General features: G+C 69.3%; 23 protein-coding genes. 8 read left to right on the forward strand and 15 right to left on the reverse strand.

Going from position 1 to position 24,213, the window contains the following annotated elements; all coding sequences use genetic code 11:
- Positions 1-155: 155 nt before the first annotated feature.
- The 5 genes from F6W70_RS14790 to F6W70_RS14810 are packed head-to-tail and all read right to left on the reverse strand — an operon-like array spanning position 156 to position 4,899.
- Positions 156-527 carry a DUF202 domain-containing protein gene (locus F6W70_RS14790; protein WP_235562608.1) on the reverse strand — a complete coding sequence of 124 codons (372 nt, stop codon included), beginning with the start codon at positions 525-527 and terminating at the stop codon, positions 156-158.
- Between the two features lie 13 nt (positions 528-540).
- Positions 541-897 carry a YidH family protein gene (locus tag F6W70_RS14795; RefSeq protein WP_017828398.1) on the reverse strand — a complete coding sequence of 119 codons (357 nt, stop codon included), beginning with the start codon at positions 895-897 and terminating at the stop codon, positions 541-543.
- Between the two features lie 35 nt (positions 898-932).
- Positions 933-2,576, reverse strand: a complete 1,644-nt coding sequence (locus F6W70_RS14800) for an amidohydrolase (RefSeq protein WP_151487139.1) — start codon at positions 2,574-2,576, stop codon at positions 933-935.
- Between the two features lies 1 nt (position 2,577).
- Positions 2,578-3,417, reverse strand: a complete 840-nt coding sequence (locus tag F6W70_RS14805; protein ID WP_127482029.1) for a molybdenum cofactor biosynthesis F family protein — start codon at positions 3,415-3,417, stop codon at positions 2,578-2,580.
- Positions 3,418-3,444: 27 nt separating this feature from the next.
- Entirely contained in the window at positions 3,445-4,899 is a 1,455-nt protein-coding gene (locus F6W70_RS14810) for an APC family permease (protein WP_151487140.1), read from the reverse strand.
- 245 nt (positions 4,900-5,144) lie between these two features.
- On the opposite strand from F6W70_RS14810, the gene F6W70_RS14815 reads away from it, so the two are divergent.
- On the forward strand, positions 5,145-5,912 hold the full coding sequence (locus tag F6W70_RS14815; RefSeq protein WP_151487141.1) for an SDR family NAD(P)-dependent oxidoreductase: 768 nt from the start codon (positions 5,145-5,147) through the stop codon (positions 5,910-5,912).
- A 61-nt stretch (positions 5,913-5,973) separates the two neighbouring features.
- A complete protein-coding gene (locus F6W70_RS14820) occupies positions 5,974-6,789 on the forward strand; it encodes an SDR family NAD(P)-dependent oxidoreductase (RefSeq protein ID WP_055870699.1) in 816 nt (271 codons plus the stop codon).
- Between the two features lie 29 nt (positions 6,790-6,818).
- Here the strand turns inward: F6W70_RS14820 and F6W70_RS14825 are convergent, their stop codons facing one another.
- The 8 genes from F6W70_RS14825 to F6W70_RS14860 all read right to left on the reverse strand — a co-directional run bounded on the left by F6W70_RS14825 (position 6,819) and on the right by F6W70_RS14860 (position 14,534).
- Positions 6,819-7,469, reverse strand: a complete 651-nt coding sequence (locus F6W70_RS14825; protein ID WP_151487142.1) for an HAD-IA family hydrolase — start codon at positions 7,467-7,469, stop codon at positions 6,819-6,821.
- A 45-nt stretch (positions 7,470-7,514) separates the two neighbouring features.
- A complete protein-coding gene (locus F6W70_RS14830; RefSeq protein WP_055870703.1) occupies positions 7,515-8,207 on the reverse strand; it encodes an ABC transporter ATP-binding protein in 693 nt (230 codons plus the stop codon).
- Positions 8,204-9,976: a branched-chain amino acid ABC transporter ATP-binding protein/permease gene (locus F6W70_RS14835; RefSeq protein WP_055870706.1), complete on the reverse strand. Its 1,773-nt coding sequence runs from the start codon at positions 9,974-9,976 to the stop codon at positions 8,204-8,206. Before F6W70_RS14835 ends, F6W70_RS14830 begins: the two co-directional genes overlap by 4 nt.
- Positions 9,963-10,823, reverse strand: coding sequence for an ABC transporter permease subunit (locus tag F6W70_RS14840; protein WP_151487143.1), 861 nt, complete (start codon positions 10,821-10,823; stop codon positions 9,963-9,965). The genes F6W70_RS14835 and F6W70_RS14840 overlap by 14 nt, the downstream gene beginning before the upstream one ends.
- An 83-nt stretch (positions 10,824-10,906) precedes the next feature.
- Positions 10,907-12,079, reverse strand: coding sequence for an ABC transporter substrate-binding protein (locus F6W70_RS14845; RefSeq protein ID WP_151487144.1), 1,173 nt, complete (start codon positions 12,077-12,079; stop codon positions 10,907-10,909).
- 116 nt (positions 12,080-12,195) lie between these two features.
- Positions 12,196-12,585, reverse strand: coding sequence for a nuclear transport factor 2 family protein (locus F6W70_RS14850; protein ID WP_055870712.1), 390 nt, complete (start codon positions 12,583-12,585; stop codon positions 12,196-12,198).
- 24 nt (positions 12,586-12,609) lie between these two features.
- On the reverse strand, positions 12,610-13,398 hold the full coding sequence (locus F6W70_RS14855) for a MoaF C-terminal domain-containing protein (RefSeq protein ID WP_151487145.1): 789 nt from the start codon (positions 13,396-13,398) through the stop codon (positions 12,610-12,612).
- Positions 13,399-13,577: 179 nt separating this feature from the next.
- On the reverse strand, positions 13,578-14,534 hold the full coding sequence (locus F6W70_RS14860) for an AraC-like ligand-binding domain-containing protein (protein ID WP_017828411.1): 957 nt from the start codon (positions 14,532-14,534) through the stop codon (positions 13,578-13,580).
- Positions 14,535-14,648: 114 nt separating this feature from the next.
- Between F6W70_RS14860 and F6W70_RS14865 the strand changes: the two genes are divergently transcribed.
- On the forward strand, positions 14,649-15,764 hold the full coding sequence (locus tag F6W70_RS14865; RefSeq protein ID WP_055870721.1) for a DUF998 domain-containing protein: 1,116 nt from the start codon (positions 14,649-14,651) through the stop codon (positions 15,762-15,764).
- A 16-nt stretch (positions 15,765-15,780) separates the two neighbouring features.
- Here the strand turns inward: F6W70_RS14865 and F6W70_RS14870 are convergent, their stop codons facing one another.
- Positions 15,781-16,707 carry a spermidine synthase gene (locus F6W70_RS14870; RefSeq protein WP_151487146.1) on the reverse strand — a complete coding sequence of 309 codons (927 nt, stop codon included), beginning with the start codon at positions 16,705-16,707 and terminating at the stop codon, positions 15,781-15,783.
- Between the two features lie 92 nt (positions 16,708-16,799).
- On the opposite strand from F6W70_RS14870, the gene F6W70_RS14875 reads away from it, so the two are divergent.
- The 5 genes from F6W70_RS14875 to F6W70_RS14895 all read left to right on the forward strand — a co-directional run bounded on the left by F6W70_RS14875 (position 16,800) and on the right by F6W70_RS14895 (position 23,264).
- Positions 16,800-18,623, forward strand: a complete 1,824-nt coding sequence (locus tag F6W70_RS14875; protein WP_055870727.1) for an ABC-F family ATP-binding cassette domain-containing protein — start codon at positions 16,800-16,802, stop codon at positions 18,621-18,623.
- 40 nt (positions 18,624-18,663) lie between these two features.
- On the forward strand, positions 18,664-20,448 hold the full coding sequence (locus F6W70_RS14880) for a Na+/H+ antiporter (RefSeq protein ID WP_151487147.1): 1,785 nt from the start codon (positions 18,664-18,666) through the stop codon (positions 20,446-20,448).
- Between the two features lie 106 nt (positions 20,449-20,554).
- Entirely contained in the window at positions 20,555-21,466 is a 912-nt protein-coding gene (locus F6W70_RS14885; RefSeq protein WP_151487148.1) for a MetQ/NlpA family ABC transporter substrate-binding protein, read from the forward strand.
- 95 nt (positions 21,467-21,561) lie between these two features.
- Positions 21,562-22,605 (forward strand): methionine ABC transporter ATP-binding protein, encoded by a 1,044-nt coding sequence (locus tag F6W70_RS14890; protein WP_055870735.1) that lies wholly within the window; start codon positions 21,562-21,564, stop codon positions 22,603-22,605.
- Complete coding sequence (locus tag F6W70_RS14895) at positions 22,605-23,264, forward strand: methionine ABC transporter permease (RefSeq protein ID WP_127482036.1); 660 nt, start codon at positions 22,605-22,607, stop codon at positions 23,262-23,264. The genes F6W70_RS14890 and F6W70_RS14895 overlap by 1 nt, the downstream gene beginning before the upstream one ends.
- Here F6W70_RS14895 and F6W70_RS14900 read toward each other — a convergent pair.
- Positions 23,251-24,204 carry a pseudouridine synthase gene (locus F6W70_RS14900; protein ID WP_200942487.1) on the reverse strand — a complete coding sequence of 318 codons (954 nt, stop codon included), beginning with the start codon at positions 24,202-24,204 and terminating at the stop codon, positions 23,251-23,253. The two genes, F6W70_RS14895 and F6W70_RS14900, sit on opposite strands and share 14 nt — an antisense overlap.
- Positions 24,205-24,213 lie beyond the last annotated feature (9 nt).

The following is a 24,213-nucleotide window of genomic DNA, read 5'->3' on the forward strand; positions in this document are numbered from 1 at the left end:
GCACAACGCCGGCACGCCGAGGCATGGTGGAACGCGGTGCCCCCGCTCGACGACGGGGGCCCGCTGTTCCGGGTGCGCCCCGACGCCGAGAGCAGCTGTCTGCGCCGATCGACCTCATCCCGTCCGGTCTGCCGAGCTGACCGTGCTGCGTTCGTTCACATCAGCGGCAGCGCGACGGCGACGAAGATCACCGCGATCGCCCCGAAACCCGTCGCGAACACGGTGAGCAGGAGCAGGAGGGCACCGCCGGGAAGCGCACCCGCGGCGCTCCCGGTGAGCACCGCGGTCGCGCGGCGTTGTCGTCTTCGTGCCGCGACCCAGAGCACACAGGCGGTGCCGACGCCGACGACCCCGGGAGCGAAGCCCCAGGCGGCGAAGGCGGGAGGCATCACGAGGGGGAAGACCCGTAGCGAGAGCAGCGAACCGATCGCGATCGCGAGCGCGGTGCGCCGCCACGCCAGCTCGGTCCGCTCCGGCTGCAGGCCGGGATCGTACAACCGGGGCGGTGACGCGGTGCGGCGCATCATGATCCCGACGCGCTCAGCGCCACAGGACGCCGGCCAGGACCAGCAGTCCGACCGTCACCACCACGACGGCGAGGAGGATCGCGGACAGGGCTCCGGGCAGCGGCCGCGACTGCCGCAGCGCCCGTTCCGCGCGCATCCACTCCCACCAGGCGAGGGGTGCGACCACGGTCCCGGTGACCATCAGCAGCAGCGACGCCGCAAGGCGGAAGCCCGGATGCAGATCCAGACCGAGCACCTCGAGAGCCACGCCGCCGGCGATCAGTGCGAGCGCGGTTCGGGTCCAGGCCAGGAACGTCCGCTCGTTGGCGAGCGAGAATCGCGGATCCGGCTCTTCTCCGACGGAGTACACGGACGAGGGGAAGCGTCGCATCGCCTCATCGTATCGGCGCGGCGCCGCATCCCCGATCAGTGTCCGTGCACGCGGCGGCCGGCGAACCACGTCGACACGACCGGGGTGCGCACGATCTCGTCGGCGGGTCCCGCGATCGCATCACGCGCGAGCACGACGAAGTCGGCGGACTTCCCGGGGGTGAGGGAGCCGGTCTCGGCGCCGAGGCCCATCGCGGTCGCCGCGTTGATCGTGAAGACCTCCAACGCCTCCTCGGCCGTGATGGCCTGTTCCGGCCAGAGCGTTCCCGGAGCGCGGCCGAGAGGATCGGCCCTGGTGACCAGGCCCTGCAGTCCCTCCAGAGTGTTCGGGGACTCGCTCACGGGCCAGTCGCTGCCTCCGGCGACCAGCGCTCCGGCGTCGAGCAGCGCGCGGTTGGGCTGAGAGTGCTCGGCCCGATCGCCGAGCACGTCGGCGAGGGCCTGCGGGATCACTCCCGGGTACCAGATGAACGGGGAGATGTCGGCGGAGACGTTCAGCGCCGCCAGACGAGGGATGTCGGAGTCGGCGAGGAACTGGCCGTGCGCGATCTGCACGGGCGTGGTGAAGCCCTCCGACCGCAGCCGCTGCGCGGCATCGAGGACCAGGCGGGCCGAGCCGTCTCCCGTGCAGTGCACCTTGGCACCGAGTCCCCGCTCAGCGACGGCGCGCAGCCACCCGGTGAGCTCGTCCAGGGTCATGGTCGTCTCGCCGTGGAAGTGCGCACCGTGGGCTGCGTCGGTCGGATAGGGGTCGAGGAATGCGGCCGTGTGCGCCGGCGGAACGCCGTCGAGGAAGATCTTCACGAAGTCGGGACGATGATGCCGGGAGCGGAACTCCTCTCCGCGGTCGAGGAGAGCAGCGCCGATCGGATCGAAGCCGAAGATCTCGTCGTTGATCAGCAGGGACGACACGACCCAGGCATGCAGCTCGTCGGCGCCGTCGAGATCGGCGAGCGCGCGGAGGATGTCCACCGAGACACCCGCATCCTGGAACGTCGTGACGCCGTAGGAGTTGAGGATCTCGACGCCGCGCCGGGAGGCCGCCGCGTGCTGTTGCGGCGTGAGGCCACCCGTGCGGTCGTACGCCTCCTGCACAGGGATCCCCGCGGCCTCCAGCAGCACGCCGGAGGGCGTGCCGTCGTCGGGATCGAGCAGCGTCACACCCGCGTCGGGAATGCTCTGCGCCGTGATCCCTGCGAGCTCGAGCGCTCGGCTGTTCGCCCAGCGGTTGTGACGCGAGTCCTCCATCAGCATCACCGGGCGCCCTCCGCTCGCCTCGTCCAGACGCCGGCGACTAGCGGTGTTCGCGAGGGCCGGCAGCAACGTCGTCGCGACAGCGCCGCCGACGATCCAGGCGTCCTCCGGCAGATCGGCGGCCTTCTCCCGCACCCGGTCGAGCACCTGGTCGAGCGTCAGCGACGGAGCGAGCGACAGCTCGAACAGGTCCGTGCGCCCGGCGAGGGCGTGGTGGTTGTGCACGTCGACGAAGCCGGGATACACGGCCGCGTCGCCGACCTCGAGCAGTCGGGTCCTGCGCCCGCGGAGCCCCTCCATGTCGGAGCGCGCCCCGACGGCGAGGATCCGGCCGTCGCGCACGGCGAAGGCCTCGACCACGGGGTTCGCACGGTCGGCCGTGCGGATCACGGAACCGGTGACGATGAGGTCGGCGACGTCGGTCATCTCACACGCCTCCGAAGGTCGCAGGCTCCAGCTCCGGCGCATGCAGCGTCGTGGAGAGCAGACGTCCATGGGCGCCGAACGTGAAGTGCGTCGGCACCTCTCCGCTCTCGTCGAGGCCGAACAGCACCCCGTGCGAGCGGATGGCGTTCACGTCGCGGTGGTCGGCGATGGTCACCGACGCGCAGGGGATGACCTTCTCGCGCCAGGCGAACACGTAGATGCCGGGGCGGATCTGCCACACGCTGTTCTCATCCGTGTCGGCGAGCCCGCGCTCGGGGCCGGCGAGGCACTGCCACGAGTACCACCGCGACGACAGGTAGACGTGCTCGTAGGCGTGCTCCTCGCTGTAGACCCACTCGACGCGGCGACCGATGAGCGTGGTCGTGGGAGCGGCCTCGGCCCCGCGCGCTTCGATGCCCTCGATCACGCCGGGGGCGAAGTGGTGCTGCACCCGGGTGCGGCCCTGCTCCGGCGCCGGCAGGATCTCGGAGAGGACGGCCAGCGCGCGTCCCTGACGCAGGTCGAGCACGAGCGAGACGGCCTCGTTCGGCAGATAGCGGTGGTGGAACTGCACGAAGTAGAGCTGCTCGTCGACCTCGAACGCCTCGTAGTCGTCGGTGTCGGACGCGGCTTCGGTGTCGTCCTCCGCTCCCGGGTGGTAGTCCCAGGTGACGGTGGACTCCGCGAATCGGTGCACGATGCGGGTGCCGCGCCCGTCGACGACCGTGACCTCGGTGCCGCTCAGCGCGGTGGAGTGGGGGGCCTTGTTGGCGTCGAAGCCGGGAGCGAGCCCCTCCAGCGGCAACCAGGTCGAGGTGTCGGCGGGGTTCAGCGTGGTCATGGGTTCTCCTTCGGTGGGTGAGCCGGTTCAGCGGTCGCTGAACTTCTCCAGGTCGGTGGCGAGGCCCTCGTAGACGGCCGGCTTGGTGCGCTTCAGGTAGGCGCCGTACCCGATGCCGCCGATCAGGGCGACGACGAGGAGCAGGGGCATCAGACGGATGGCGAGCTCCTCCGATCCGGCGACGATGTTGAAGTTCACCACTGCGAGGACCGAGATCGCGGCGATGCCGAGGAAGCCGATGCCGGGGGCGATGAACGTGCTCCACCACCGCGGATCCTGGCGCCGACGGAAGTACACCACGATCGAGATCGCGGCCAGGCCCTGCAGGATGAGCACGCTCAGGGTGCCGAAACCGAGCATGGCGGGGACGAGCGTGAGGATCGGGTCTGCGCCGGCGAGAGCGAAGATGATCGCCACGACGGCGGCGAACCCGGCCTGCACGATCCCCGCCAGCTGCGGGGCGCCGTTCGGGCGGGTGCGCGCCAGAGCCTGCGGGAGGATCTTCGCCCGTCCCAGCGAGTACAGGTACCGGGTCGCCGAGTTGTGGAACGCGAGCATGGCGGCGAACAGGCTCACCAGCAGCAGGATCATCATCACGGTCGTGAGCGGGCCGCCCAGGTACTGCTGCGAGATGGAGAAGATCAGGTCGCCGGTGGGCAGGTGCTCCAGCGCCGTGGCCTGGGCCTGCGCCACACCGGTCGCGCTCACCACCGCCCACGTGGTGACACCCAGGATGACGCCGATCGCGATGATCGAGGTGTAGGTCGCCCGGGGGATCGTGCGCAGTGGCTGCTTGGCCTCCTCGCTGAACAGCGCCGTCGCCTCGAAGCCGAGGAATCCGGTCGCCGCCAGCAGCAAGCCGATCGGCAGCGAGCCGGAGAACACGGCCTCGGGGCTGAACGCCGAGACGTCGTAGCCGGTCTGCACGAGGACCGAGATGTCGAACACCACGAGCATCAGCACCTCGAGCACGAGGCAGACCCCCAGGATCTTCGAGCTGAAGTCGACGCCGACTCTCGCCAGCACGAAGCACACGACGATGGAGAGCAGACCCCACACGAGCCAGTGCACGTCGAGGCCGGTGAGGTCGCGGATGATCGTCTGCATGAAGAACCCGCTGGTTCCGATCGTGCCGACGACGAAGAAGTTGTAGCCGAGCGTCGCGATCAGACCGGCGATCAGTCCGCCGGTGCGGCCGAGGCCCTTCACGACGAAGGCGTAGAAGCCTCCCGCGTTCACGAGCTGCTTCGACATCTGGGCGTAGCCGATCGCGAACAGCAGCAGGATCGCCGCCACCAGGAAGAACGACATGGGCGTGCCGCCGCCGTTGCCCAGCGCGATCGCGAGCGAGGCCACGACCACGATGCCGGTCAGCGGGGCGACAGCGGCGAGGACGAGGAAGACGATCCCGGCGACGCCGAGGGCGCCGGGTCGGAGAGAGGTGTGCGTGTGCGTCGTGGACGCGGATGTCGGGTCTGCCACGTCGGCTCCTTTGCTCGGTGACGGCCGTGCGGACACGGCATCGACGACGAGGGGAATCGTCGATAGAGCGAGTCTGCTCGTGCTGTCGGCGGTGCGCTTGACCCTGAGGGAAAGACGATGGTGTCAGCGTGCACAGCCCGCTCCCATGCTTTCGACACCGCACCGGCGGGGGAGCAGGATGGCCGTGATGACACCGCCGTCCTCCTGCCGCACCGCCGGTGCAGCGACGGCCTGCGAAGGACGAGATGGATCTGCAGCTGCACGCCAGGACGGTCCTGATCACGGGAGCCGGGAGCGGCATCGGCCGCGCCACGGCCCGCCTCCTGACGCAGGAGGGCGCCCGCGTGGCGCTGCTCGACCGGGACAGCGCCGCCCTGGACGCCACCGCCGACGTGGTGCGGGCATCGACCGGGCCGGCGCAGGAGACGGTTCGCGTCGTCGCCGACGTCACCGACGAGGAGCAGGTGCGCGCAGCCGTGTCCGCCGCGGTCGCGGCCCTCGGCGGGCTGGACCACGTCGTGAGCTGCGCGGGGGTGTCCGGTCCGGTCGGTTCACTGATCGAGGACACCGACCTCGCCGCCTGGAACGCCGTGCTCGCGGTCAACGTGACGGGGCCGTTCCTGGTGCTCAAGCACGCGCTCCCCGCTCTGCGCCTCGCGGTCGACGCATCCGTCGTCCTGCTCGCCAGCGATTCGGCCTCCGTCGCCTCTCCCGGGATGGCGCCGTACTGCGCGTCCAAGGCGGCGCTGGTGCAGTTCGGACGTGCGCTGTCGGTCGATCTCGCAGGCGCCGGGATCCGTGTGAACTCGGTCGCTCCGTCGATCGTCGACACGCCGATGAGCCGCGGCGATCTGGGCGAGGCCGCCCTCGACGAGCCGGCGTTCCCCGTGCAGACGGCGGATGAGGTCGCCGCGCACGTGGCCTACCTGCTGTCGCCGCATTCCAGAGCCGTGAACGGCACGACCCTGATCAGCGACTTCGGGTACACGGCCCGGTCGGGATTCCCCGCCTGACGCGACCGCGTCAGCGAAGACCATCGCGCGCACGCGCGTCGGAGAGAACACAGGAGAAGACATGGGACTCGTGGTCGGATCGAGCGTCTCGGGGCGCGTCGTCGTCATCACCGGAGGGGGCACCGGCATCGGCGCCGCGATCGCCGAGCGCTACGCGGCGGAGGGAGCGCACGTCGTGGTCGTCGGCAGAAGGGCGGCGCCCCTGCAGGAGGTGGAGCGGGCGGTCGGTGCAGTGCCCGTCATCGCGGATGCGGCGGACACCGCCTCGGCGAAGGCGGCGGTCGCCGAGGTGCTGGCCCGCTTCGGGCGCATCGACGTGCTGGTCGCGAATGCCGGGGGCCACGGATTCTCACCGGTCGGCGACACCGACGACGCGAGCTGGGAGGCCGCGATCCGCGCGAACCTCACCACCGCGTTCACGATGGCGAGGGAGGCCCTTCCCGCCCTGATCGAGGCGAAGGGGCAGATCGTGATCGTCTCCTCGCTCGCCGGGCTCTTCGCCGGTCCTTCGGTGGCCGGCTACACGGTGGGCAAGCACGCCCTGATCGGTCTGACCCGCACTCTCGCGCGCGACTACGGTCGGCACGGCGTCCGGGTCAATGCGATCTGTCCCGGCTGGGTGCAGACACCCATGGCCGATGACGAGATGGACGAGTTCGCCTCGCACGCGGGTCTCGGATCGCGCGAGGAGGCGTACGCCGCAGTGACGGCCGACGTGCCGCTGCGGCGCCCGGCCCGCCCGTCCGAGATCGCCTCGGTGGTGCGCTTCCTCGGCTCAGGGGAGTCGTCCTACATCACGGGCGCCGTCATCGTGGCGGACGGCGGCTCTCACGTGGTCGATGTGCCCACGATCGCGTTCGATCACGCGGGGATGTAGTCGCCGGCGCCCCTGACGGCGCGGGGGTCTCAGCCGATCGTGAGCGTGAAGCCGTCGCCGTCGGCGTCGATCTTCACCTGCGTCAGGTCATCGACGAGGAAGGTGGGCTCGTACGCTGCGGCGTGCGGTCCGACCCCGATCACGCGCATCCCGGCCGCGAGCCCCGCGCGGATGCCGGCGCCGGAGTCCTCGAACACGACGCAGTCGGCGGGGGCGACTCCCAGCAGCTCTGCGCCCCGGAGGAAGCCTTCCGGGTCGGGCTTGGATGCGGAGACGTTCTCCGCGGTGACAGCGAGGGTGGGGACGGTGAGTCCGGCCTGGCGCATCCGTGCCGTCATGAGGGCGACGTTCGCCGAGGTGACGATGGCGTGCGGGAACGGCTCGAGGGTGCGCAGCAGGGCGTCCGCTCCGGGGATCATGATGACGCCGTCCACGTCTTCCGCCTCGTTCGCGAGCATGACGTCGTTCTCGCGCAGGTTGATCGCGTGGTCGCGTTCGGGCAGCATGATCGCCATGCTCTGGTGCCCCTGGCGGCCGTGCACCACGCTCAGCACCGTCTCCGGTGCGATCCCGTGCGGCTCCGCCCACGCCAGCCAGAGCCGTTCGACGACCGACGTCGAGTCGACGAGGGTGCCGTCCATGTCGAGGAGGGCGGCGCGGGCGTGGATGATCTCGGTCACCCCTTCAGGCTAACCCCACCACCGCTCAGCGCGAGGACGCGGCGCTCAGCCGCCGAGGTAGGCGCGGTGCAGCAGCTCGGGGTCGGCCTGCAGCGCCTTCGCCGTTCCCTGGAAGGAGACGCGCCCTCCGGCGACGACCACCGCCTCCTCGGCCAGTCCGAGGGCGAGCTGGGTGAACTGCTCGACCAGCAGCACGCCGACACCGGACTCGGCGATTGACTGCACGATCGGCATCAGCCGCAGGAACACCACGGGGGCGAGCCCGAGCGACATCTCGTCGATGAGCAGGATGCGGGGTTTCGCGGCGAAGGCGCGGGCGAGCACGACCATCTGCTGCTCCCCGCCCGACAGCAGGGCGGTGGGCGCGTCGATGCGCTTCTCGAGCTCGGGGAACTGCGCCAGCACCGCGTCGAACTCCGACGGGGTGCGTGCGGTGAGCGAGATGTTCTCGCGCACCGTCAGCGAGGGGAACACCGCTCGCCCCTGCTCGATGTGCACGATGCCGCGGCGCGCCCGCGCCACGCGGGAGAGCTTGTCGATCGGCTCTCCATCCAGGGTGATCGTGCCGGCGGAGTGGGGCGTCACCCCCGACACCGACTCGATCAGACTCGTCTTGCCCGCGCCGTTCGGACCGACCAGCGCCAGCACCTCTCCGCCGGCGACCCGCAGCGAGACGTCGGAGATCACGGGCCCGGCGCCGCGGCTCACCGTCACGGCGTCCAGTACGAGTTCGCTCATGTCAGAAGCTCCGTCTCTCCCATGTACGCCTTCACGACGTCGGGGTTCGCGAGGACCTCGGCCTGCGGTCCGCTCGCCAGCACCCGACCGAAGTCGAGCACGGTCAGGGTGGGGCATACGGAACGGACGAGATCGAGGTCGTGCTCGATGATGATCAGGGCGACGCCGTAGCGTGCCGGCAGGTCGCGCAGCCGCGCCGCGAGCGCCAGGTGCTCCTCGTGCGAGAGGCCGGCGGCCGGTTCGTCGAGGATTAGCAGACGCGGACGGGCGGCCACGTTCGCGGCGACCTCCACCAGTCGACGCGTACCCACATCGACGCTGGAGAGGCGCGCGCGCGAGGACGGGCATCCGAAGAACGCGAGCACCTCGTCGATGTCGGAGGTCGCCAGGCGGCGCCGGGCCACGAAGCGCACGTAGGCGCCGACCGTGAGAGCGGGCGGAACCCGGTCCTGCTGGAAGGTGCGCCGCAGGCCCCGTCGCGCGCGCCGGGTGGGGGAGAGCCCCGCCAGATCGCGGTCGCCCAGCAGTACGCGTCCACCGTGCTTGGGCAGGAACCCGCTGATCGCATCGACGAAGGTCGACTTGCCGGCTCCGTTGGGTCCGATCAAGCCCATGATCGATGCGGCCGGCACGTGGAACGAGACGTCGTCCAGTGCCTTCAGAGCGCCGAACTGCACCGTGAGCCCTTCCACGGTGAGCACGGGCGCGCCGCTCAGCGCAGCCTCGTCGACCGTCGCCGTGGTGGTCGTGGTGATGGCGGCCTCGTCTGCGCCGGCATCCGGCGGCAGGGCGGTGAGCTGCGCGTTCGCTGTTCGCCGGTCCGCACGGCGGTAGAGCAGGTTGCGGATGCCCTGACCCAGGTTGGTGCCGCTGGTGAGAGCCTGCACGCCGAGCACTCCGAAGACGACGAAGCCCCAGTCCTGCGGGATGCCCCAGCGCTTGAGGAGTTCGGGCACCAGCACCCACAGCAGACCGCCGAAGATCGCCATGTCGATCAGGTGGGCTCCCGACATGATGGCCAGCACGTAGAGGGCGAGGGACTGCAGAGGCGTGAAGCTCGATGCGAACGGCAGCTGCACCTGTCCGGCGAGCAGCCCGCCGGAGATGCCGCCGAGGGCCGCCGACACCGCGAAGGCGGTCAGCTTGGCCGTCTGCACGCTCTGCCCCGCAGCGGCCGTTCCGCGCTCGGAGAACGCGACGGCCTTCCAGCTCGAGCCCCAGCGCCCCCGCTGCAGGAAGAACACCCCGAGTGCGCAGACCGCCAGCACCACGATGGAGAGGAAGAAGAACTGCCGGTCGTTCGAGAACATCGCGGGCCGCTCGATGGCCGTGCCCTCGGAGGAGCCGGGGAACTGGATCTGCACCAGGGTGACATCGGCGGCCGCGGCGAATCCGAGGGTCACGACCGCGAGGTTCACACCGCGCAGGCGCAGAGCGGGAAGTCCGACGAGGATGCCGACGAGGCCGGCGGCGATGCCGCCCAGCACAAGCCACACGATGAACCCGCCGGGCGCCTGCATCACGTTCAGCAGCGACACGATCCACGCGCCGACGGCGGCGAAGGTGAGCTGGCACAGCGCGATCATTCCCGCTGAGCCGGTCACGATGCCCAGCCCGAGGATCGCGATCGCGGCGGTGACCGCGCTGATCGCGAGGAAGACGAAGTAACCCGGCAGGGCCGAGCTGAGGATCGCGCCGACCCCGATGCCGGCGAGGGCGACGGCGAACGGCCATGTGACGCGGAACCACGAGCGGTCAGCGAGCGGCATCCCACACCTCCTTGCGCTGCGTCCACAACAGGAGGACGACGATGAACAGGAACGGGAGGAAGTTGCGCACCAGCGCCACCTCGTCGATCTGGGCGACGAGTCCGCCCAGCACCCCCAGGACGAGTCCGCCGACGACAGCCAGGTCGAGACGGCGGAAGCCGCCGAGCAGCGCGGCTGCCGCGGCGGGAACGATGAGCATCGACAGGCTGGTGGCGTCGTTGGACTGCGACGGCGCCACGATGATGATCGCGATCGCGCTGATCACCCCCGTGACGAACCACACCGCGATCGAGAGCGGTCGGGAGCGGATGCCGAGCAGTTCCGCCGTCGTCGGACGCTCGGAGAGGGCGCGCAGCTGCGTTCCCACCCTGGTGCGCCGCAGGACGATCCGGACGGCGACTGCGGTCACGACGGCCATAGCGACGGTCGCGACGGTGACCTGGCTGACCACGACGCCGCCGATCGAGAACGCGGGACCGGCGATGATCGGAGCGAACGGCTGCGGCTTGTTGCCGAACAGGATGAACGACATCGAGATCAGCAGCAGGAGCGGTCCGACCGTCATCGCCGAGCGGGTGGTCGTCGATGCCTCGGACAACCATGTCGCCGCGATGAAGCCGATCGCCGCGGCGAGGAGGCCTGCCACGAGCACACCGAGCACGGAGCCGGCCCAGATGGGCAGTCCGAGCTCGCGCACCAACCAGACGGCCGTGAAGCCGCCGAACATGCCGGTCGCAGCCTGGGCGAAGTTCACGACCCGCACCAGACGCGACATGAGCGTCAGACACACGCCGAGAACCGCGTAGAGGCCGCCGGCGGCGAGTCCGGCGATGGCGCCTTGCAGCATGGGGCGTCCTTTCTGTTCCGAGGGGGGAGGGGGAAGGGCCTGCCGCCGGTAATGCGCCCGGCGGCAGGCGGTCTGTGGGGCTACTACTCGCCGATGCGGAGCCAGTCGTCGGCGACCTGCTCCCAGGCGTGGGTGCCGGACTTGAGGATGATCGGCCAGCCCGCGGTGTTCTGCGTGCCGAACGCGTAGGGCGTGCCGACCATCGGGTTCTCGATGGGGTCCATGCTCTTCAGCGCCGCCGACACGCTCTCGCGGGTGATGTCGCCGTCGATGCCCTTCAGCACCTCGATGAAGTAGGTCGCCGCGAGGTAGCCACCCTGGCAGAACGAGGTGAGCGGGATGTCGTTGTCCTCCATCAGCGTGCGCCAATCGGAGTTGATCTCGCTGTCGTCGGTGAACGGGTAGAACTCGGCGGGCACGTAGATGCCGGCGCCCGCGTCATCGATCGCCTCGGCGAAGTTCTCGCTGTAGACGCTCGTCAGGTACAGCCAGGTCACGTCGTCCCAGCCCTGTGCGTTGGCGGCCTTGACCTGTCCGATCGCGTCGGGCTCGACCGGGTTGATCGCGAGGGCCTTGCAGCCCTGCTCGCGCGCCTTGACGATGTAGGGGGTGTAGTCGGATGCGCCGTACGGGACCGTGTCGTCGACGTACTTCGGCTCCTTGCCGGTGATCTCGGACCACTTGTCGATCGCGGCCTGGTAGGTCGGACGGGTGGAGCCGGCGATCTCGAGCAGGATGCAGATGTCGTCGAGCCCGAGCACCTCCGACCCGTACTGCAGTGTGAGGGTCATGTCGTTGAAGGGGCCGACATTAGCGGGCGAGATGTTCTCGCTGTCGAAGCACCCCGTGTCCACGCCGATTCCGGGCATCGACAGGATGCTCTCCTGCTCGTAGTACTTGGCGTTGATCTCGCACTCGATCAGACTCGCGGAGCCGACCAGGGCCACGGCGCCGTCGCTGCCCACCAGCTCCCGGGCCGACGCCGTGGCCGTCGCCGGGTCACCCTTGTCGTCGAGGGTCTTGTAGTCGATCTTGCGCCCGTCGAGTCCGCCGGCGTCGTTGAAGGCGTCGAAGACGGCGGCCGCGGCCTGCGAGGCCTCGGGGAACGTCGCCGGTCCACTGATCGTGTTGATGGACCCGACCACGATCGGGGCGCCTTCGCCTCCGCCGGATCCGCCGTCTCCACCGGCGCAGCCGGCGAGGGCGAGGGCTGCCACGGCGATGAGTGCCGCGGTGCCGGATGCTCGCTTGTTCATGTGATTCCTGCCTCTCGTGTTCGGGTCGTGCTGTGTGTTCGGGTGGTGCTGTGTGTTCGGGTGGTGCTGTGTGTTCGGGTGATGCGGTGCGGGCGGTGCTGCTGGAGGTGCGGGACTCAGTCGCGCAGGGCGCGAGCCACCAGCTCGGTGTCGGTGAACTGCTCGAATGCGACGACCTCGCCGTCGGTCAGGCGCCAGACATGGGCGACCCGCGCGGCGAAGAAGCGCCCGGTGCGCCGGAACGTGCCGGAGTAGGTGCCGATTCCCACGACCACGTCTCCCGCGTCGATGACCTCGTCGATCGCCACGGTGTAGTCGTCCCAGTCCTCCTGGATCCGTCGGAAGACGTTCGCGGCGACGGCATCGGGACCGATGTACGTCCCCGCGTAGGGGAAGCCCGCGGCCTCGGTCCACCGCACGTCGGGCGCGAACGGCGCGAGCATCCCGTCGAGGTCGCCGCGGTCGCTCGCCGCGTAGTGCTCGCGGATGATGTCGGCGTTGCCCATGGTGTGTCCTCTTCTCGTCGTCGGTCAGACGGGCTGTGCGTCGGGGTAGGCGACGGACCCGAGCGGATAGATGTGGCCGCCGGCCCGCGAGTGCTCGGAATCGCCGTCGCCGTTGAGTCCGAGGAAGATCCCTGTCGTCATCAGCTGGTAGCCGAGGTCGTGCAGCCAGACGCTCGCTACCGCGATGCGGAACTCGCGGAAGCAGAACAGATACAGCCCGTCGGCGAACTTCCACACCGTCGACAGGTCCATGTCGCCGTGACCGCGCTGCACGCCCTCCAGGCACTGCCACGCGTAGCGCTGGCTCGACACGTACACGTGCTCGTACAGGTGGTGCGGGCTGTAGCGGTAGATGTTGCGCTTGCCGATCAGGTCGCGGCTGGGGCCGGGGACCTCGCCGGTGACCGGCCCCGCATCCGTCGTCGCCGCCCAGAAGTCCTGGCCGACCTGCGGTGTGCCCTCGACGGCCTCTGCCGCGATGCGGGAGCGGATGACGGTCGCGCGATTCGTGGTGGAGGAGATCACGAGGGTGAGTGCCTCGCGTTCACGGCTCTCGAACGGGATGTTGACGAACACCACGTCGTCGCGCACGCGGACGGCGTCGTAGGGGTCCCGGCCGGAGGTGCCGAGGCCCTCCCACGTCACGGCGTCCTCGTCGAAGCGGAGCGCGAGGGTGTCGCCGTCGTCGAGCGTGAGGGTCAGCGACGTTCCGGCCAGCAGGATGCTCGGCAGGCGGAAGGTGTCGATTCCGGCGGCGAACTCGTCGTAGGTGCGCCATTCGTCGAGTGCCGGGTCGGTCGTGATGTCGGTCATGCGGGTCCAGACGTCGCACGCGGCAGGGCTTCTTCGCCCCGGGCACCGCGTCGTCGCGATGCGCTTGCCTCATGCTCCGTCCGGCGCCGCCCGGCGCTCAAGATCGTGGCACCCATCGCGCGCCGAGAGTCAACCGGCGTGCCGTACCGGGCAAGCGGTGGCTCCCGGCGAGCGGCGGCTCAGTGCGCCGCGCGGTACTCGCTGGGGGAGATCCCGAACGCCGACTTGAATGCGCGGCTGAAGTGCGCGGCGTCGACGAAGCCCCAGCGGGCGGCGATCGCGGCGACGGGCCGGTCGGCGAGCATGGGGTCGAGCAGGTCGCGCCGGCACTGCTCGAGGCGACGCGTGCGGATCCACGTCGACACCGTGACGCCCTGCTCCTGGAACAGTCCGTGCAGGTGGCGGGTGGAGATGAAGTGGGCCGACGCGATCGTGGCGGGACCGAGGTCGGTCGACGCCAGATTGCGGTCGATGTAGGAGCGGATGCGCTGCACGAGGGCGCGGTGCGGGTCTGCCGAGACGCCGTCGAGGCCGAGCTCGCGCGTGAAGACCGTGGAGACGAGGTCGAGGGCGCTGTGGGCGAGGCGGGCTCCCGTGGTGCCGGCGAGCTGGTCGAGGTTGCCGGCGAGCTGCGTCAGGTACGGCACCACCATGCCGCCCAGGCCCTCCTGGCCGGAGATGCGCACGGCGGTGAGCTGGCCGACGACGTCGGGGGGCAGGCTGATGAGGTGCTTCGGGAACATCACGACCATCGTGCGGAACCCCTCGTCGAAGACGAGCGAGTAGGGACGATCGGTGTCGTACACGGCGAGATCACCGGCCTGGAGCACGGCTTCGCGGTCGTCCTGGATGAGCAGACCGGTGCCGGCGAGCATCAGGCTGAGCTTGAAGTACGAGCGGTCGCTGCGGGCGATCAGCTCGGGCGTGCGCTCCACGACGTGCGAGGTGGCGCGCACCTCTGTCACATGGACCTCATCGACCGACGCGCCGCGGATGACGCCGCGGAAGTGGTCCGGCCCTGCCGTGGAGACCTGCAGCGGGACGAACGACTCGGAGACCGCGGCGCGGAAATCACTGATGTTGCGCGCGACGAGAGTCGATACCGATTCGGCAGGAGCAGCGGGTGCACCGTTCATGACTGATCACCTCGGGTGGTGGAACGACGACGTTGTATACGATCCGTTCCGTGATGCTACCACCGGCTGCGGCCGAAGTGCTCGGCTCCTATGATGTGGTCGGGAAGGACGACGATGAACGCTCTCGCGAGCAGGGTCATGCAGGTGCTGCGTCAGGTGCGCGGTCCGGAGACGGCGGAGGCCGTCTTCGAGGCGACCGCGCTGATCGTCGGCGCCGGCTTCTTCGTGGCGGGCTTCGTGATCGGACTCCCTGTCTTCTGGGGTCACGAGCTGGCGATCAGCGGCAGCGGGTCGATCGGCGTCTTCGCCGCATACGGTGGCGCGATCACCGCGGTGATCGCCTTCGCCCTCGGACGCGTCGCGGTGCGACCGGCGCAGCCGAACCCGCAGCAGGCACGCGACGGATTCAGCGTGCCGGGGGATCGGCTGCGGTGGTACGACCTCACCGCCATCGCCTTCGCCCACGCGGCGATCGCGTATCTGGGCTGGCTCGGCATCGCGGAGCTCCTCGAGCGGAGCTTCACCGACGCTCCGGTGTTCCCGTTCCCCGGAGCGATCCTGGTGGCGGTCGCCTTCGCGCTGACCGGATATGTCTCGTTCCTCAGCGCCGTCGCCCTCACCCCGATGGTGCTGTCGCTGGTGCTCGCGGTGTTCCTCGTGGTCGGCGCATTCGCCAGCATGCTCGCATCCAGCGACGTGCACTGGTGGCGCGACAACCTCTCGGCGCTGGGGATGAGCACGAACAGCGCATCGGTCGCGTTCAACGTGACACTCGTCATCGCCGGGGTCATGATCACGACGATCTCCCGGTACGCGACCGCGGGGCTCCCGGCCGAGAGCGCCGACGACCGTCGTGGGCGTTTCATGGTGCGCGGCGGTCTGATCCTGATGGGGATCTTCCTCGCGTGCGTCGGCATCTTCCCCGTGGACGAGTTCTTCCTCCTGCACAACACCGTCGCGACGGGCATGGCCGTCGTGTTCGGGATCGTCGTGGTCGGACTGCCGTGGTTCCTGCCGACCATCCCTCGCGTGTTCGTGGCCTTCGGATGGATCTATGTGCTGGTGATCGTCCTGCTCGCCGCCTTCTTCGCGGTCGGCTACTACAACCTCACCGCGGTCGAGTTGATCGCGGCCGTGCTGATCTTCAGCTGGATCATCGTCTTCCTGCGCACGGCGGGATCGGTCACAGCCCCCGCCGTCACGGACGGTGCGTCAGCGGAGGCGAGCTGAGGGAATCGTCCTCGCCCTAGTCCCAGATCGGGTCGTCGGGGTCGGGGGAGTCCGTGCCGTCGGCGTCGGTCATGATGCGCGCTTCGGCGATCCACGACGTCAGGGAATCGTCGTGGAGCATGTGCGGTCGCGGTGAGCCGAGAAGATCGGGGTTCGTCACGACGTCCAGCGGCTCATCGCTGGCGAAGATGACGACGTTGCCGAGTGGCCCTTCGTCATCTTCCGGTTCTGCGTCGAGAACGACCGCGATGTGGTCGAACACGGAGCTCAGCGTGGCGGCCTGTCGTCGTGAGTACTCGAACGGGTGCCCGTCGAGCAGGTTCACCGCCACGATTCCATCTGACGCGGAGCGCGCGGCGACGCGGCGGTAGAACTCCTGGCTGGCCACGCGATGCCGGATGACCGCGGCATCCCACAGATCGACGACGGTGAAGCGCGCATCCACCCAATCGGTGTCGACCGCGGTGCTGCCCGATGCCGCCGCGTCGAGCGCCGGGGATGGGGATGACGGCGCCGACGATCGCTTCCCGTCCGGAAGATCCGCGTCGGCGACCGCTCGCGCATCGCCGAAGATGACTCGCAGATCAGCGCCGGGGGGCAGGGGCAGCGCGGCGATCACCGCGGCATAGAGAGCGGGCTCGAACTCGACCGCGAGCTGAGGCGATCCGGCACGCGTGGCCTCGACGTAGCGCGCGAGCGTGAGTGCTCCGGCCCCCAGATGCACGGTGAACAGCGGTGCACCGGGTTCGGCCGCGGCATCGATCGCTCTGGCGATGTGCTGGATGTAGGCGTATTCGAGTGAGGTGGGCTCGGTCATCGAGACGACGGACTGCGGAATCCCATCGACGCTGAGCTCGAAGCGACCGGGTCGCCGCTTCGACTCCATCAGCTTCGCCTTGCGATTGTCGAGCATGAGCGAGAACACCCGGCGATTCCTTGGCACCCGTCGATCCTAGATCGGGCGACGTCGGTCGGAGGCCACCCTGCCGGGCGACGGCCGGCCGGATCCCCGCACGCGGCTACCCTGGAAGGAACATGGCACATCTTCTCGGCGCTGAGGCGCTCCACCTCGAATATCCGACCAGGGTCGTCTTCGACTCCGTGACCCTCGGCATCGAGGAGGGCGACCGCATCGGCATCGTCGGCCGCAACGGCGACGGCAAGTCGAGCCTCCTCGGCATGCTGGCCGGCATCAAGGAGCCGAACTCCGGCCGCGTCACCGTGCGCGGAGGCACGCGGATCGGCGTGCTCGATCAGGCCGACAACCTGCCGGACGATCTCACGATCAGCGCCGCGGTGGTCGGTGACACCCCGGAGTACGAGTGGGCGGGCGACGCGCGCGTGCGCGACGTCATCGAAGGACTGCTCACCGACCTGCCGTGGGATGCGGAGATCGGATCCCTCAGCGGTGGGCAGCGGCGCCGTGTCTCGCTCGCGAAGCTCCTCACCGGCGACTGGGACGTCATCGCGCTCGACGAGCCCACCAACCACCTCGACGTCGAGGCGATCACCTGGCTCGCCGGGCACCTCAAGAAGCGCTGGTCGCCGAACTCGGGGGCCCTCATGGTCGTGACCCACGACCGGTGGTTCCTCGACGAGATCAGCACCGAGACCTGGGAGGTGCACGATCGCATCGTCGAGCCCTTCGAAGGCGGCTACGCGGCGTACATCCTGCAGCGCGTCGAGCGCGATCGCATGGCGGCCGCGACCGAGGCGAAGCGTCAGAACCTCGCCAAGAAGGAGCTCGCATGGCTCCGCCGCGGCGCTCCCGCCCGCACGGCGAAGCCCAAGTTCCGCATCGACGCGGCCAACGAGCTCATCGCCGACGTGCCCGAGATCCGCGACAAGGTCTCGCTGCAGTCGCTGGCCGTCTCGCGGCTCGGCAAGGACGTGGTCGATCTCCTCGACGTCGGTGTGACCTACCCGACGGCGGACGGCGGCGAGAAGGTCGTGCTGCGCGACATCGAGTGGCGCATCGCGCCGGGCGAGCGCACCGGCATCCTCGGCGTGAACGGTGCCGGAAAGTCCACGCTGCTCGGACTCATCTCCGGCACCGTGGAGCCGACCGTCGGCCGGGTCAAGCGCGGCACGACCGTGAAGGTGCAGACCCTCACGCAGCGGCTGGATGAGCTCACCCAGCACTGGAACGACCCGGTGCGCGTGATCATCTCGGGCCTTCGCACCTCGTACACGATGGGGGCAGGCTCCAAGGCGCAGGATCTCACCCCGGGGCAGCTGCTCGAACGGCTCGGGTTCGACTCCGCCCAGCTCTCCACTCCGGTCAAGGACCTCTCGGGTGGCCAGCAGCGCCGTCTGCAGCTGCTGCTCGTGCTGCTCGACCAGCCGAACGTGCTGATCCTCGACGAGCCGACCAACGACCTCGACACCGACATGCTCGCCGCGATCGAGGATCTTCTCGACTCCTGGTCCGGCACGCTCCTCGTCGTCAGCCACGACCGGTACTTCCTGGAGCGCGTCACCGACCAGCAGTACGCGATCCTCGACGGTCACCTGCGCCACTTGCCCGGCGGGGTCGACGAGTACCTGCGGCTGCGCCACCTTCAGGCCTCCACGGGGTCGAAGCAGACCGCGACGGCCGCCGCGACGGCGACGGCGACGGCGACCGCCAAGGGGCTCGACGGTGCGGCCCTGCGCACGGCGCAGAAGGAGGTGTCCGCTCTCGAGCGTCGCATCCAGAAGCTCACGCAGCAGGTGAACGCCGCCAAGACCGCGCTGGCCGACCACGACCAGTCCGACTACGAGGGTCTCGGCGACCGGATGAAGAAGATCAGCGAGCAGCAGGCCGAGATCGAGGAGCTGGAGCTGCGCTGGTTCGAACTCACCGAGGAGATCGGCTGACGGAGGAATATCCTTCTCCCAACGCTGTTGGGAGGTAGGGATGGAAGGCCTCGAAGTAACAGTCCTGCTCGGACTCACGATTCTCGTCGGAACCCTTATCGCCCCGCGCGTGCGTCTCGCGCTGCCCCTCGTCCTGGTCATCTTCGGGCTGCTGCTGGGCTTCGTGCCGCAGCTGCGCGAGGTGCAACTGCCACCCGAGACGGTGCTGCTGCTGTTCCTGCCGGTGATGCTCTTCTGGGAGAGCCTCACCACGTCGCTCCGGTCGATCCGGCGGGACTTCCGCTACATCCTCCCGATGAGCACCGTGCTCGTGGTCGCCTCGGCGTTCGCGGTCGCCGGCATCGGGGTGCTGTTCGGGATGCCGTGGGAGATCGCCCTCATCCTCGGGGCTGCGGTGGCTCCCCCCGATGCCACGGCCGTCGCCGCCCTCGGGCGCCTGCTGCCGCGCCGCATGTTCATGAAGCTCAAGGCCGAGAGCCTGACCAACGACGGCACGGCCCTGGTGCTCTACGCGATCGCGGTGTCGCTCGCCCTCGGCGGTCAGATCACCCCGTTGTCGGTCACGCTCGACGTGCTGCTGTCGTATGTCGGCGGCATCGCCGGGGGCGTCGTGGTCGCCGGCCTCGGCTATCTGTTGCTGCGGCGCACATCGTCGACGATCGTGATCAACGTCGCTCTGCTGCTGATCCCGTTCACGGCGTTCCTCGTCGCGGAGATGGTGCATGCCTCCGGCGTGCTCGCGGTCGTCGTGGCCGGACTCATCGTCGCCTACGTGGCGCCTCGTGTCACGACCGCCTCGTCGCGACGGCAGGCGGATGCGGCCTGGCCGTTCGGCGTCTTCCTGCTCAACGGCGCCCTGTTCGTGCTGATCGGCCTCGAGGTGCAGTACGTCGTGCACGAGATCTCGGCGGCGGCGATCGGGCGCCTCGTGCTCCTCACCCTCGCCGTGTGGGTGACGCTGCTGGTCGTGCGCTATCTGTTCCAACTGCTCAACGTGCTCGTCCAGCGTCCGGCCGGCCCTCGTCCGGCTCCCGGCGCTCGGGCGCGGGCCAGGGTCGTCTCCACGGTCGCCGGCATGCGCGGTGCCGTGTCACTCGCGATCGCGCTGTCGGTCCCCGCTGCCGTCACCGAGGGCGGGGCCGTCAACGGGCGCGATGAGATCGTGTTCGTCACCGCCGGTGTCATCCTCCTGAGTCTGCTCGTGCAGGGTCCGCTCCTGCCCGCCATCGTGCGGTGGGCGCGGTTCCCCGTCGATCATGTCGAGGACGAGGAGTACGAGCTCGCGGAGCGGGCGATCTCCGGGGCGGCGCTCGCCGCGCTCGACGACCTCGCCTCCGAGCACGGCGTCGGGCAGGAGGTGCTCGACCACGTGCGGTCCGAGGGGTATCGGATGCTCGAGGTCGCGAACGCCCGCGCCCTGGCCCGCGAGCAGGCTCTGGTCGATGCGGAGGCCGATGCGCTCGACGAGATGCTCGGCGAACCCGACCCGCTCGGCGCCGGAACCGCGGGACCGACCCGCCCCGTCGCCCCAGGGGCGGATCAGGACTCCGGCGGCGGCACCGCGCAGATCGCGGCGGCCGACGCCACCGACGGCGCGGTGCTGCAGATCATCGCCACTTCGGCGGACGTCGACCTCGCCCAGCGCTCGCCGCTGATCCGCCACGACGAGCACACGCGACTCAAACTCGCCCTCATCGACCGCAAGCGCGAGGTCCTGCTGGGGCTGCGCGGCTCCGGCACCGTCGATGACATCGTCGTGCGCCGCATCTCAGCCCGCCTCGACCTCGAGCAGGTGCGCCTGCAGGGGATCGAGGAGTACGACTGAACGTCGGGTTCCGTGTCTGCTGTGACGCCGTGTGACACACGATTCCGCGTGCGCGGTGCGCGCTGCCTAACGTATTCGAGTCCCCCCAAGAGAGGAACTCCTTCACATGTCACGCCGCACCACCTCCATCCTCGCCGCGCTCGCCGTGGTCCCGCTCTTCGTCGCACTCGCAGGCTGCGCCACGGGATCAGCCGACGCCGGCTCCGGCAGTGACGGATCGTCCGAGGACGAGGTCGTCAAGATCGGCGTCGTCGGCAAGGGCGACGAGCAGTGGCCGGCGTTCGTCGATGCCGCAGCCGAAGAGGGGATCACGGTCGAACTGGTCGACTTCGGCTCCTACGAGCAGCCCAACCCCGCGCTCACCGAGGGAGAGATCGACCTCAACCAGTTCCAGCACATCGTCTACCTCGCCGAGTACAACAACGCCTCGGGCTCCGACCTCACCCCGATCGGCTCGACCGCGATCTACCCGCTCGGTCTGTACTCGAAGAAGTACGACGACGTCGACAGCATCCCCGAGGGCGAGACGGTGGCCGTGCCCGACGACGCCTCCAACCAGGCGCGTGCGCTGAACGTGCTGCAGCAGGCCGGCCTCGTCGAGCTGAAGAGCGGCGGCACGCCGTACTCCGACCTCGCCGATGTCGACACCGACAAGTCCAAGGTCAAGGTCACCGCTCTCGAGGCCGCGCTCATCCCGACCTCGCTGCCCGACGTCGCCGCGGCGATCATCAACAACGACTTCGTGCAGGATGCCGGTCTCACCTTCGAGGACGCGATCGCGCAGGACGACCCCGAAGATGCCAGTGCCCTGCCGTACGTGAACATCTTCGCCGCCCGTGCCGAAGACGCCGACAACGAGACCTACCTCAAGCTCGTCGAGATCTTCCAGACGAACAGGGCCGTCCAGAAGGGTCTGCTCGAGTCGTCCGGCGGCACCGCGGTGGCCCTGCAGACGCCGGTGGAGGATCTGGTCGCGTCGCTCGCGAAGGTCCAGAAGGACGCCGACGCGAAGAAGTAGGACGCGGGGATTCCCACCCTGTCCGATAAGGGAGAATCGGGTGGCGCGAAACGCGTCACCCGATTCTTCGTTCCCGAAGCAGACCGGAGCAGCACATGTCGATCGTCACCCTGACGAACGTCTCCAAGACCTACCCGTCCCGCACTCGTGAGGGCGCGGAAGTCGTGGCCGTGGACGACGTCTCCCTCTCGATCGAGAAGGGCGACGTCTTCGGCATCATCGGATACTCCGGCGCGGGCAAGTCGACCCTCGTCCGCCTCATCAACGCGTTGGAGCCCGCCACGAGCGGCACCATCACGGTCGACGGCGTCGACATCACCGCGCTCAAGGAGAGCGAGCTGCGCGCGGTCCGCGGGGGGATCGGCATGATCTTCCAGCAGTTCAACCTGTTCTCCTCCCGCACCGTCAAGGCCAACATCGCCTACCCGCTCAAGCTCGCAGGCTGGTCCAAGGCGGATATCGAGACGCGGGTGGCCGAGCTGCTCAGCTTCGTCGGCCTCGCCGACAAGGCGAAGGCGTATCCCGAGCAGCTCTCCGGCGGGCAGAAGCAGCGCGTCGGCATCGCCCGCGCACTCGCCACCGGGCCCGCGATCCTGCTCGCGGACGAGGCCACCAGCGCCCTCGACCCCCAGACCACTCACGAGGTGCTCGATCTGCTCCAGCGGGTCAACAAGGAGCAGGGTGTCACGATCGTCGTCATCACGCACGAGATGGATGTGATCCAGACGATCGCCACCAAGGTGGCCGTGATGGAGAACGGCCGTGTGATCGAGCAGGGTGATGTGTTCGACGTCTTCTCGTCACCGCAGAACCCGGCGTCGCAGCGCTTCGTCGGAACGGTGGTGAAGGGCGTGCCCTCGCCGTCCGAGCGTTCCGTCCTGCGCGAGCGGCATCAGGGCCGCCTCGTCACGTTCTCCTTCCGCGACGGTGACTCCTCACAGGCGCAGGTATTCCTCGATCTCGCCGGTGCCGGGCTCGACTTCGAGCTCGTGTACGGAGGGATCAACGACATCCGCGGACGGGCCTTCGGGCACCTCACCCTCGCCATCCGCGGCGAGGACGCCGTGATCGATCGCGCTCTCGCGAACATCGCCGAACGTGTCGAAGTGACCGAGATCGCCGGAGAGGAGGCGCGCTGATGGACCGCCTGAACGAACTGTGGCCCGAGCTGTGGAAGGCCGCACTCGAGACGCTCTACATGACGACGTTCGCGCTCGTCCTCGGCGGCATCCTCGGCCTGGCGATCGGCGTCATCCTCTACGTCACCCGTCCCGGCGGGCTCGCGCAGAACAAGCCGGTCGCGTTGATCGCCAACCTCGGGGTGAACTTCTTCCGCCCGATCCCCTTCGTCCTCTTCGTGGCCGTCGCGCAGCCGTTCGCCCGTGTGGTGGTCGGCACCGGGATCGGAACCACCGCCGGAGCGTTCATGATCGCTCTCGCCGCCGCGTTCGCGATCGGTCGCATCGTCGAGCAGCACCTCGTCTCGGTCCCACCCGGCGTGATCGAAGCCGCGCGCGCGATGGGCGCCGGCCCCTGGCGCATCCTCTTCACCGTGGCCATCCCCGAGTCGCTGGGACCGCTGATCCTCGGCTACACGTTCATCGTGGTCGCGCTCATCGATATGACGGCGATGGCCGGTCTGATCGGCGGAGGCGGTCTCGGCGCGTTCGCGCAGATCTACGGATTCCGGCAGTTCGAGCCGGTCGTGATGTGGACGGCGATCGTCCTGATCGTGGTGTTCGTGCACCTCGTGCAGATGCTCGGAACGCGCCTGGCCCGCAAAGTCATGCGCCGCTGACGGGATCTTCGCTGACGGGATCCTCGCCGGCGGGCGCGTGCTGCAGCGTGCGCCGCGTGGTGAACACCCGCTCCTCGCGGCTCAGCGGATCGACGAACCGCAGCTCCCGCGCGAGCAGTTGCAGGGGACGGTCGAAATCGTCGGGCAGGTCCTCGAGCAGCTCGGGGTAGAACCTGTCGTTGAGGATGCCGATGCCGAGGGCGGCGAGGTGCACGCGCAGCTGGTGCATCTTGCCGCTGTGCGGTCTGAGCAGGGTGTGCACCACGCGATCGTCGCTGCTGATCAGCGCGATCAGCGTCTCGGCGTTCGGCTCCCTGGTGTCGTCGACCTCCACCCGCACCTGGGCCCGCGGCTTCTCGATGTGGTTGCGATACACGAGGGGGAACGAGGGCAACTCGCCGCCCTCGGGGAGTGCGGAGACCGCCTCGTAGACCTTCTGCACCTGCCGGTTCTCGAACATCAACTGGTAGGCACCGCGGGTCGCCGGCCGTGTCGAGAACATCAGCAGCCCGGCGGTCGCACGGTCCAGGCGGTGGATCGGCGCCAGGTCGGGATTGTCGAGGAGATTGCGCAAGCGCACCAGCGCCGAGTTCTGCAGGAACTTGCCGCCGGGAGTCGTCGGCAGGAAATGCGGCTTGTCGACGACCACGAGATGCTCGTCCTGGTGCAGGACCTCGATCTCGAAGGGGATCCGCGTCTCGACAGCGGGTTCGCGGTAGTACCAGACGAATTCGACGCTGCCCAGCGGGGCGTCGCGAGGGACGGGGGAGCCGTCGGCACGCACGATCTCGCCGCGGTCGAACCGCGCGAGCAGACGCTCGGGATCCATGTGGAAGAAGCGCTCGACCATGTAGGCCGCGGCGGTGGGCCATGGCCCGGTCAGCGGCACGTGCAGTCGTGTGGCTCCCACGCCGTCGCGCACAGGGAGGGGAGAGGGCATGCCCATCAG

The organism is Microbacterium maritypicum, assembly GCF_008868125.1.
GTDB lineage: Bacteria > Actinomycetota > Actinomycetes > Actinomycetales > Microbacteriaceae > Microbacterium > Microbacterium maritypicum.

Coding starts and splice junctions, on each gene's coding strand:
- F6W70_RS14880 (WP_151487147.1), top strand. CDS start 18,664: ATGGAAGGCCTCGAAGTAACAGTCCTGCTCGGACTCACGATTCTCGTC.
- F6W70_RS14895 (WP_127482036.1), top strand. CDS start 22,605: ATGGACCGCCTGAACGAACTGTGGCCCGAGCTGTGGAAGGCCGCACTC.
- F6W70_RS14860 (WP_017828411.1), bottom strand. CDS start 14,534: ATGAACGGTGCACCCGCTGCTCCTGCCGAATCGGTATCGACTCTCGTC.
- F6W70_RS14865 (WP_055870721.1), top strand. CDS start 14,649: ATGAACGCTCTCGCGAGCAGGGTCATGCAGGTGCTGCGTCAGGTGCGC.
- F6W70_RS14795 (WP_017828398.1), bottom strand. CDS start 897: ATGCGACGCTTCCCCTCGTCCGTGTACTCCGTCGGAGAAGAGCCGGAT.
- F6W70_RS14845 (WP_151487144.1), bottom strand. CDS start 12,079: ATGAACAAGCGAGCATCCGGCACCGCGGCACTCATCGCCGTGGCAGCC.
- F6W70_RS14800 (WP_151487139.1), bottom strand. CDS start 2,576: ATGACCGACGTCGCCGACCTCATCGTCACCGGTTCCGTGATCCGCACG.
- F6W70_RS14855 (WP_151487145.1), bottom strand. CDS start 13,398: ATGACCGACATCACGACCGACCCGGCACTCGACGAATGGCGCACCTAC.
- F6W70_RS14805 (WP_127482029.1), bottom strand. CDS start 3,417: ATGACCACGCTGAACCCCGCCGACACCTCGACCTGGTTGCCGCTGGAG.
- F6W70_RS14840 (WP_151487143.1), bottom strand. CDS start 10,823: ATGCTGCAAGGCGCCATCGCCGGACTCGCCGCCGGCGGCCTCTACGCG.
- F6W70_RS14830 (WP_055870703.1), bottom strand. CDS start 8,207: ATGAGCGAACTCGTACTGGACGCCGTGACGGTGAGCCGCGGCGCCGGG.
- F6W70_RS14875 (WP_055870727.1), top strand. CDS start 16,800: ATGGCACATCTTCTCGGCGCTGAGGCGCTCCACCTCGAATATCCGACC.
- F6W70_RS14790 (WP_235562608.1), bottom strand. CDS start 527: ATGATGCGCCGCACCGCGTCACCGCCCCGGTTGTACGATCCCGGCCTG.
- F6W70_RS14890 (WP_055870735.1), top strand. CDS start 21,562: ATGTCGATCGTCACCCTGACGAACGTCTCCAAGACCTACCCGTCCCGC.
- F6W70_RS14815 (WP_151487141.1), top strand. CDS start 5,145: ATGGATCTGCAGCTGCACGCCAGGACGGTCCTGATCACGGGAGCCGGG.
- F6W70_RS14850 (WP_055870712.1), bottom strand. CDS start 12,585: ATGGGCAACGCCGACATCATCCGCGAGCACTACGCGGCGAGCGACCGC.
- F6W70_RS14820 (WP_055870699.1), top strand. CDS start 5,974: ATGGGACTCGTGGTCGGATCGAGCGTCTCGGGGCGCGTCGTCGTCATC.
- F6W70_RS14900 (WP_200942487.1), bottom strand. CDS start 24,204: ATGCCCTCTCCCCTCCCTGTGCGCGACGGCGTGGGAGCCACACGACTG.
- F6W70_RS14885 (WP_151487148.1), top strand. CDS start 20,555: ATGTCACGCCGCACCACCTCCATCCTCGCCGCGCTCGCCGTGGTCCCG.
- F6W70_RS14835 (WP_055870706.1), bottom strand. CDS start 9,976: ATGCCGCTCGCTGACCGCTCGTGGTTCCGCGTCACATGGCCGTTCGCC.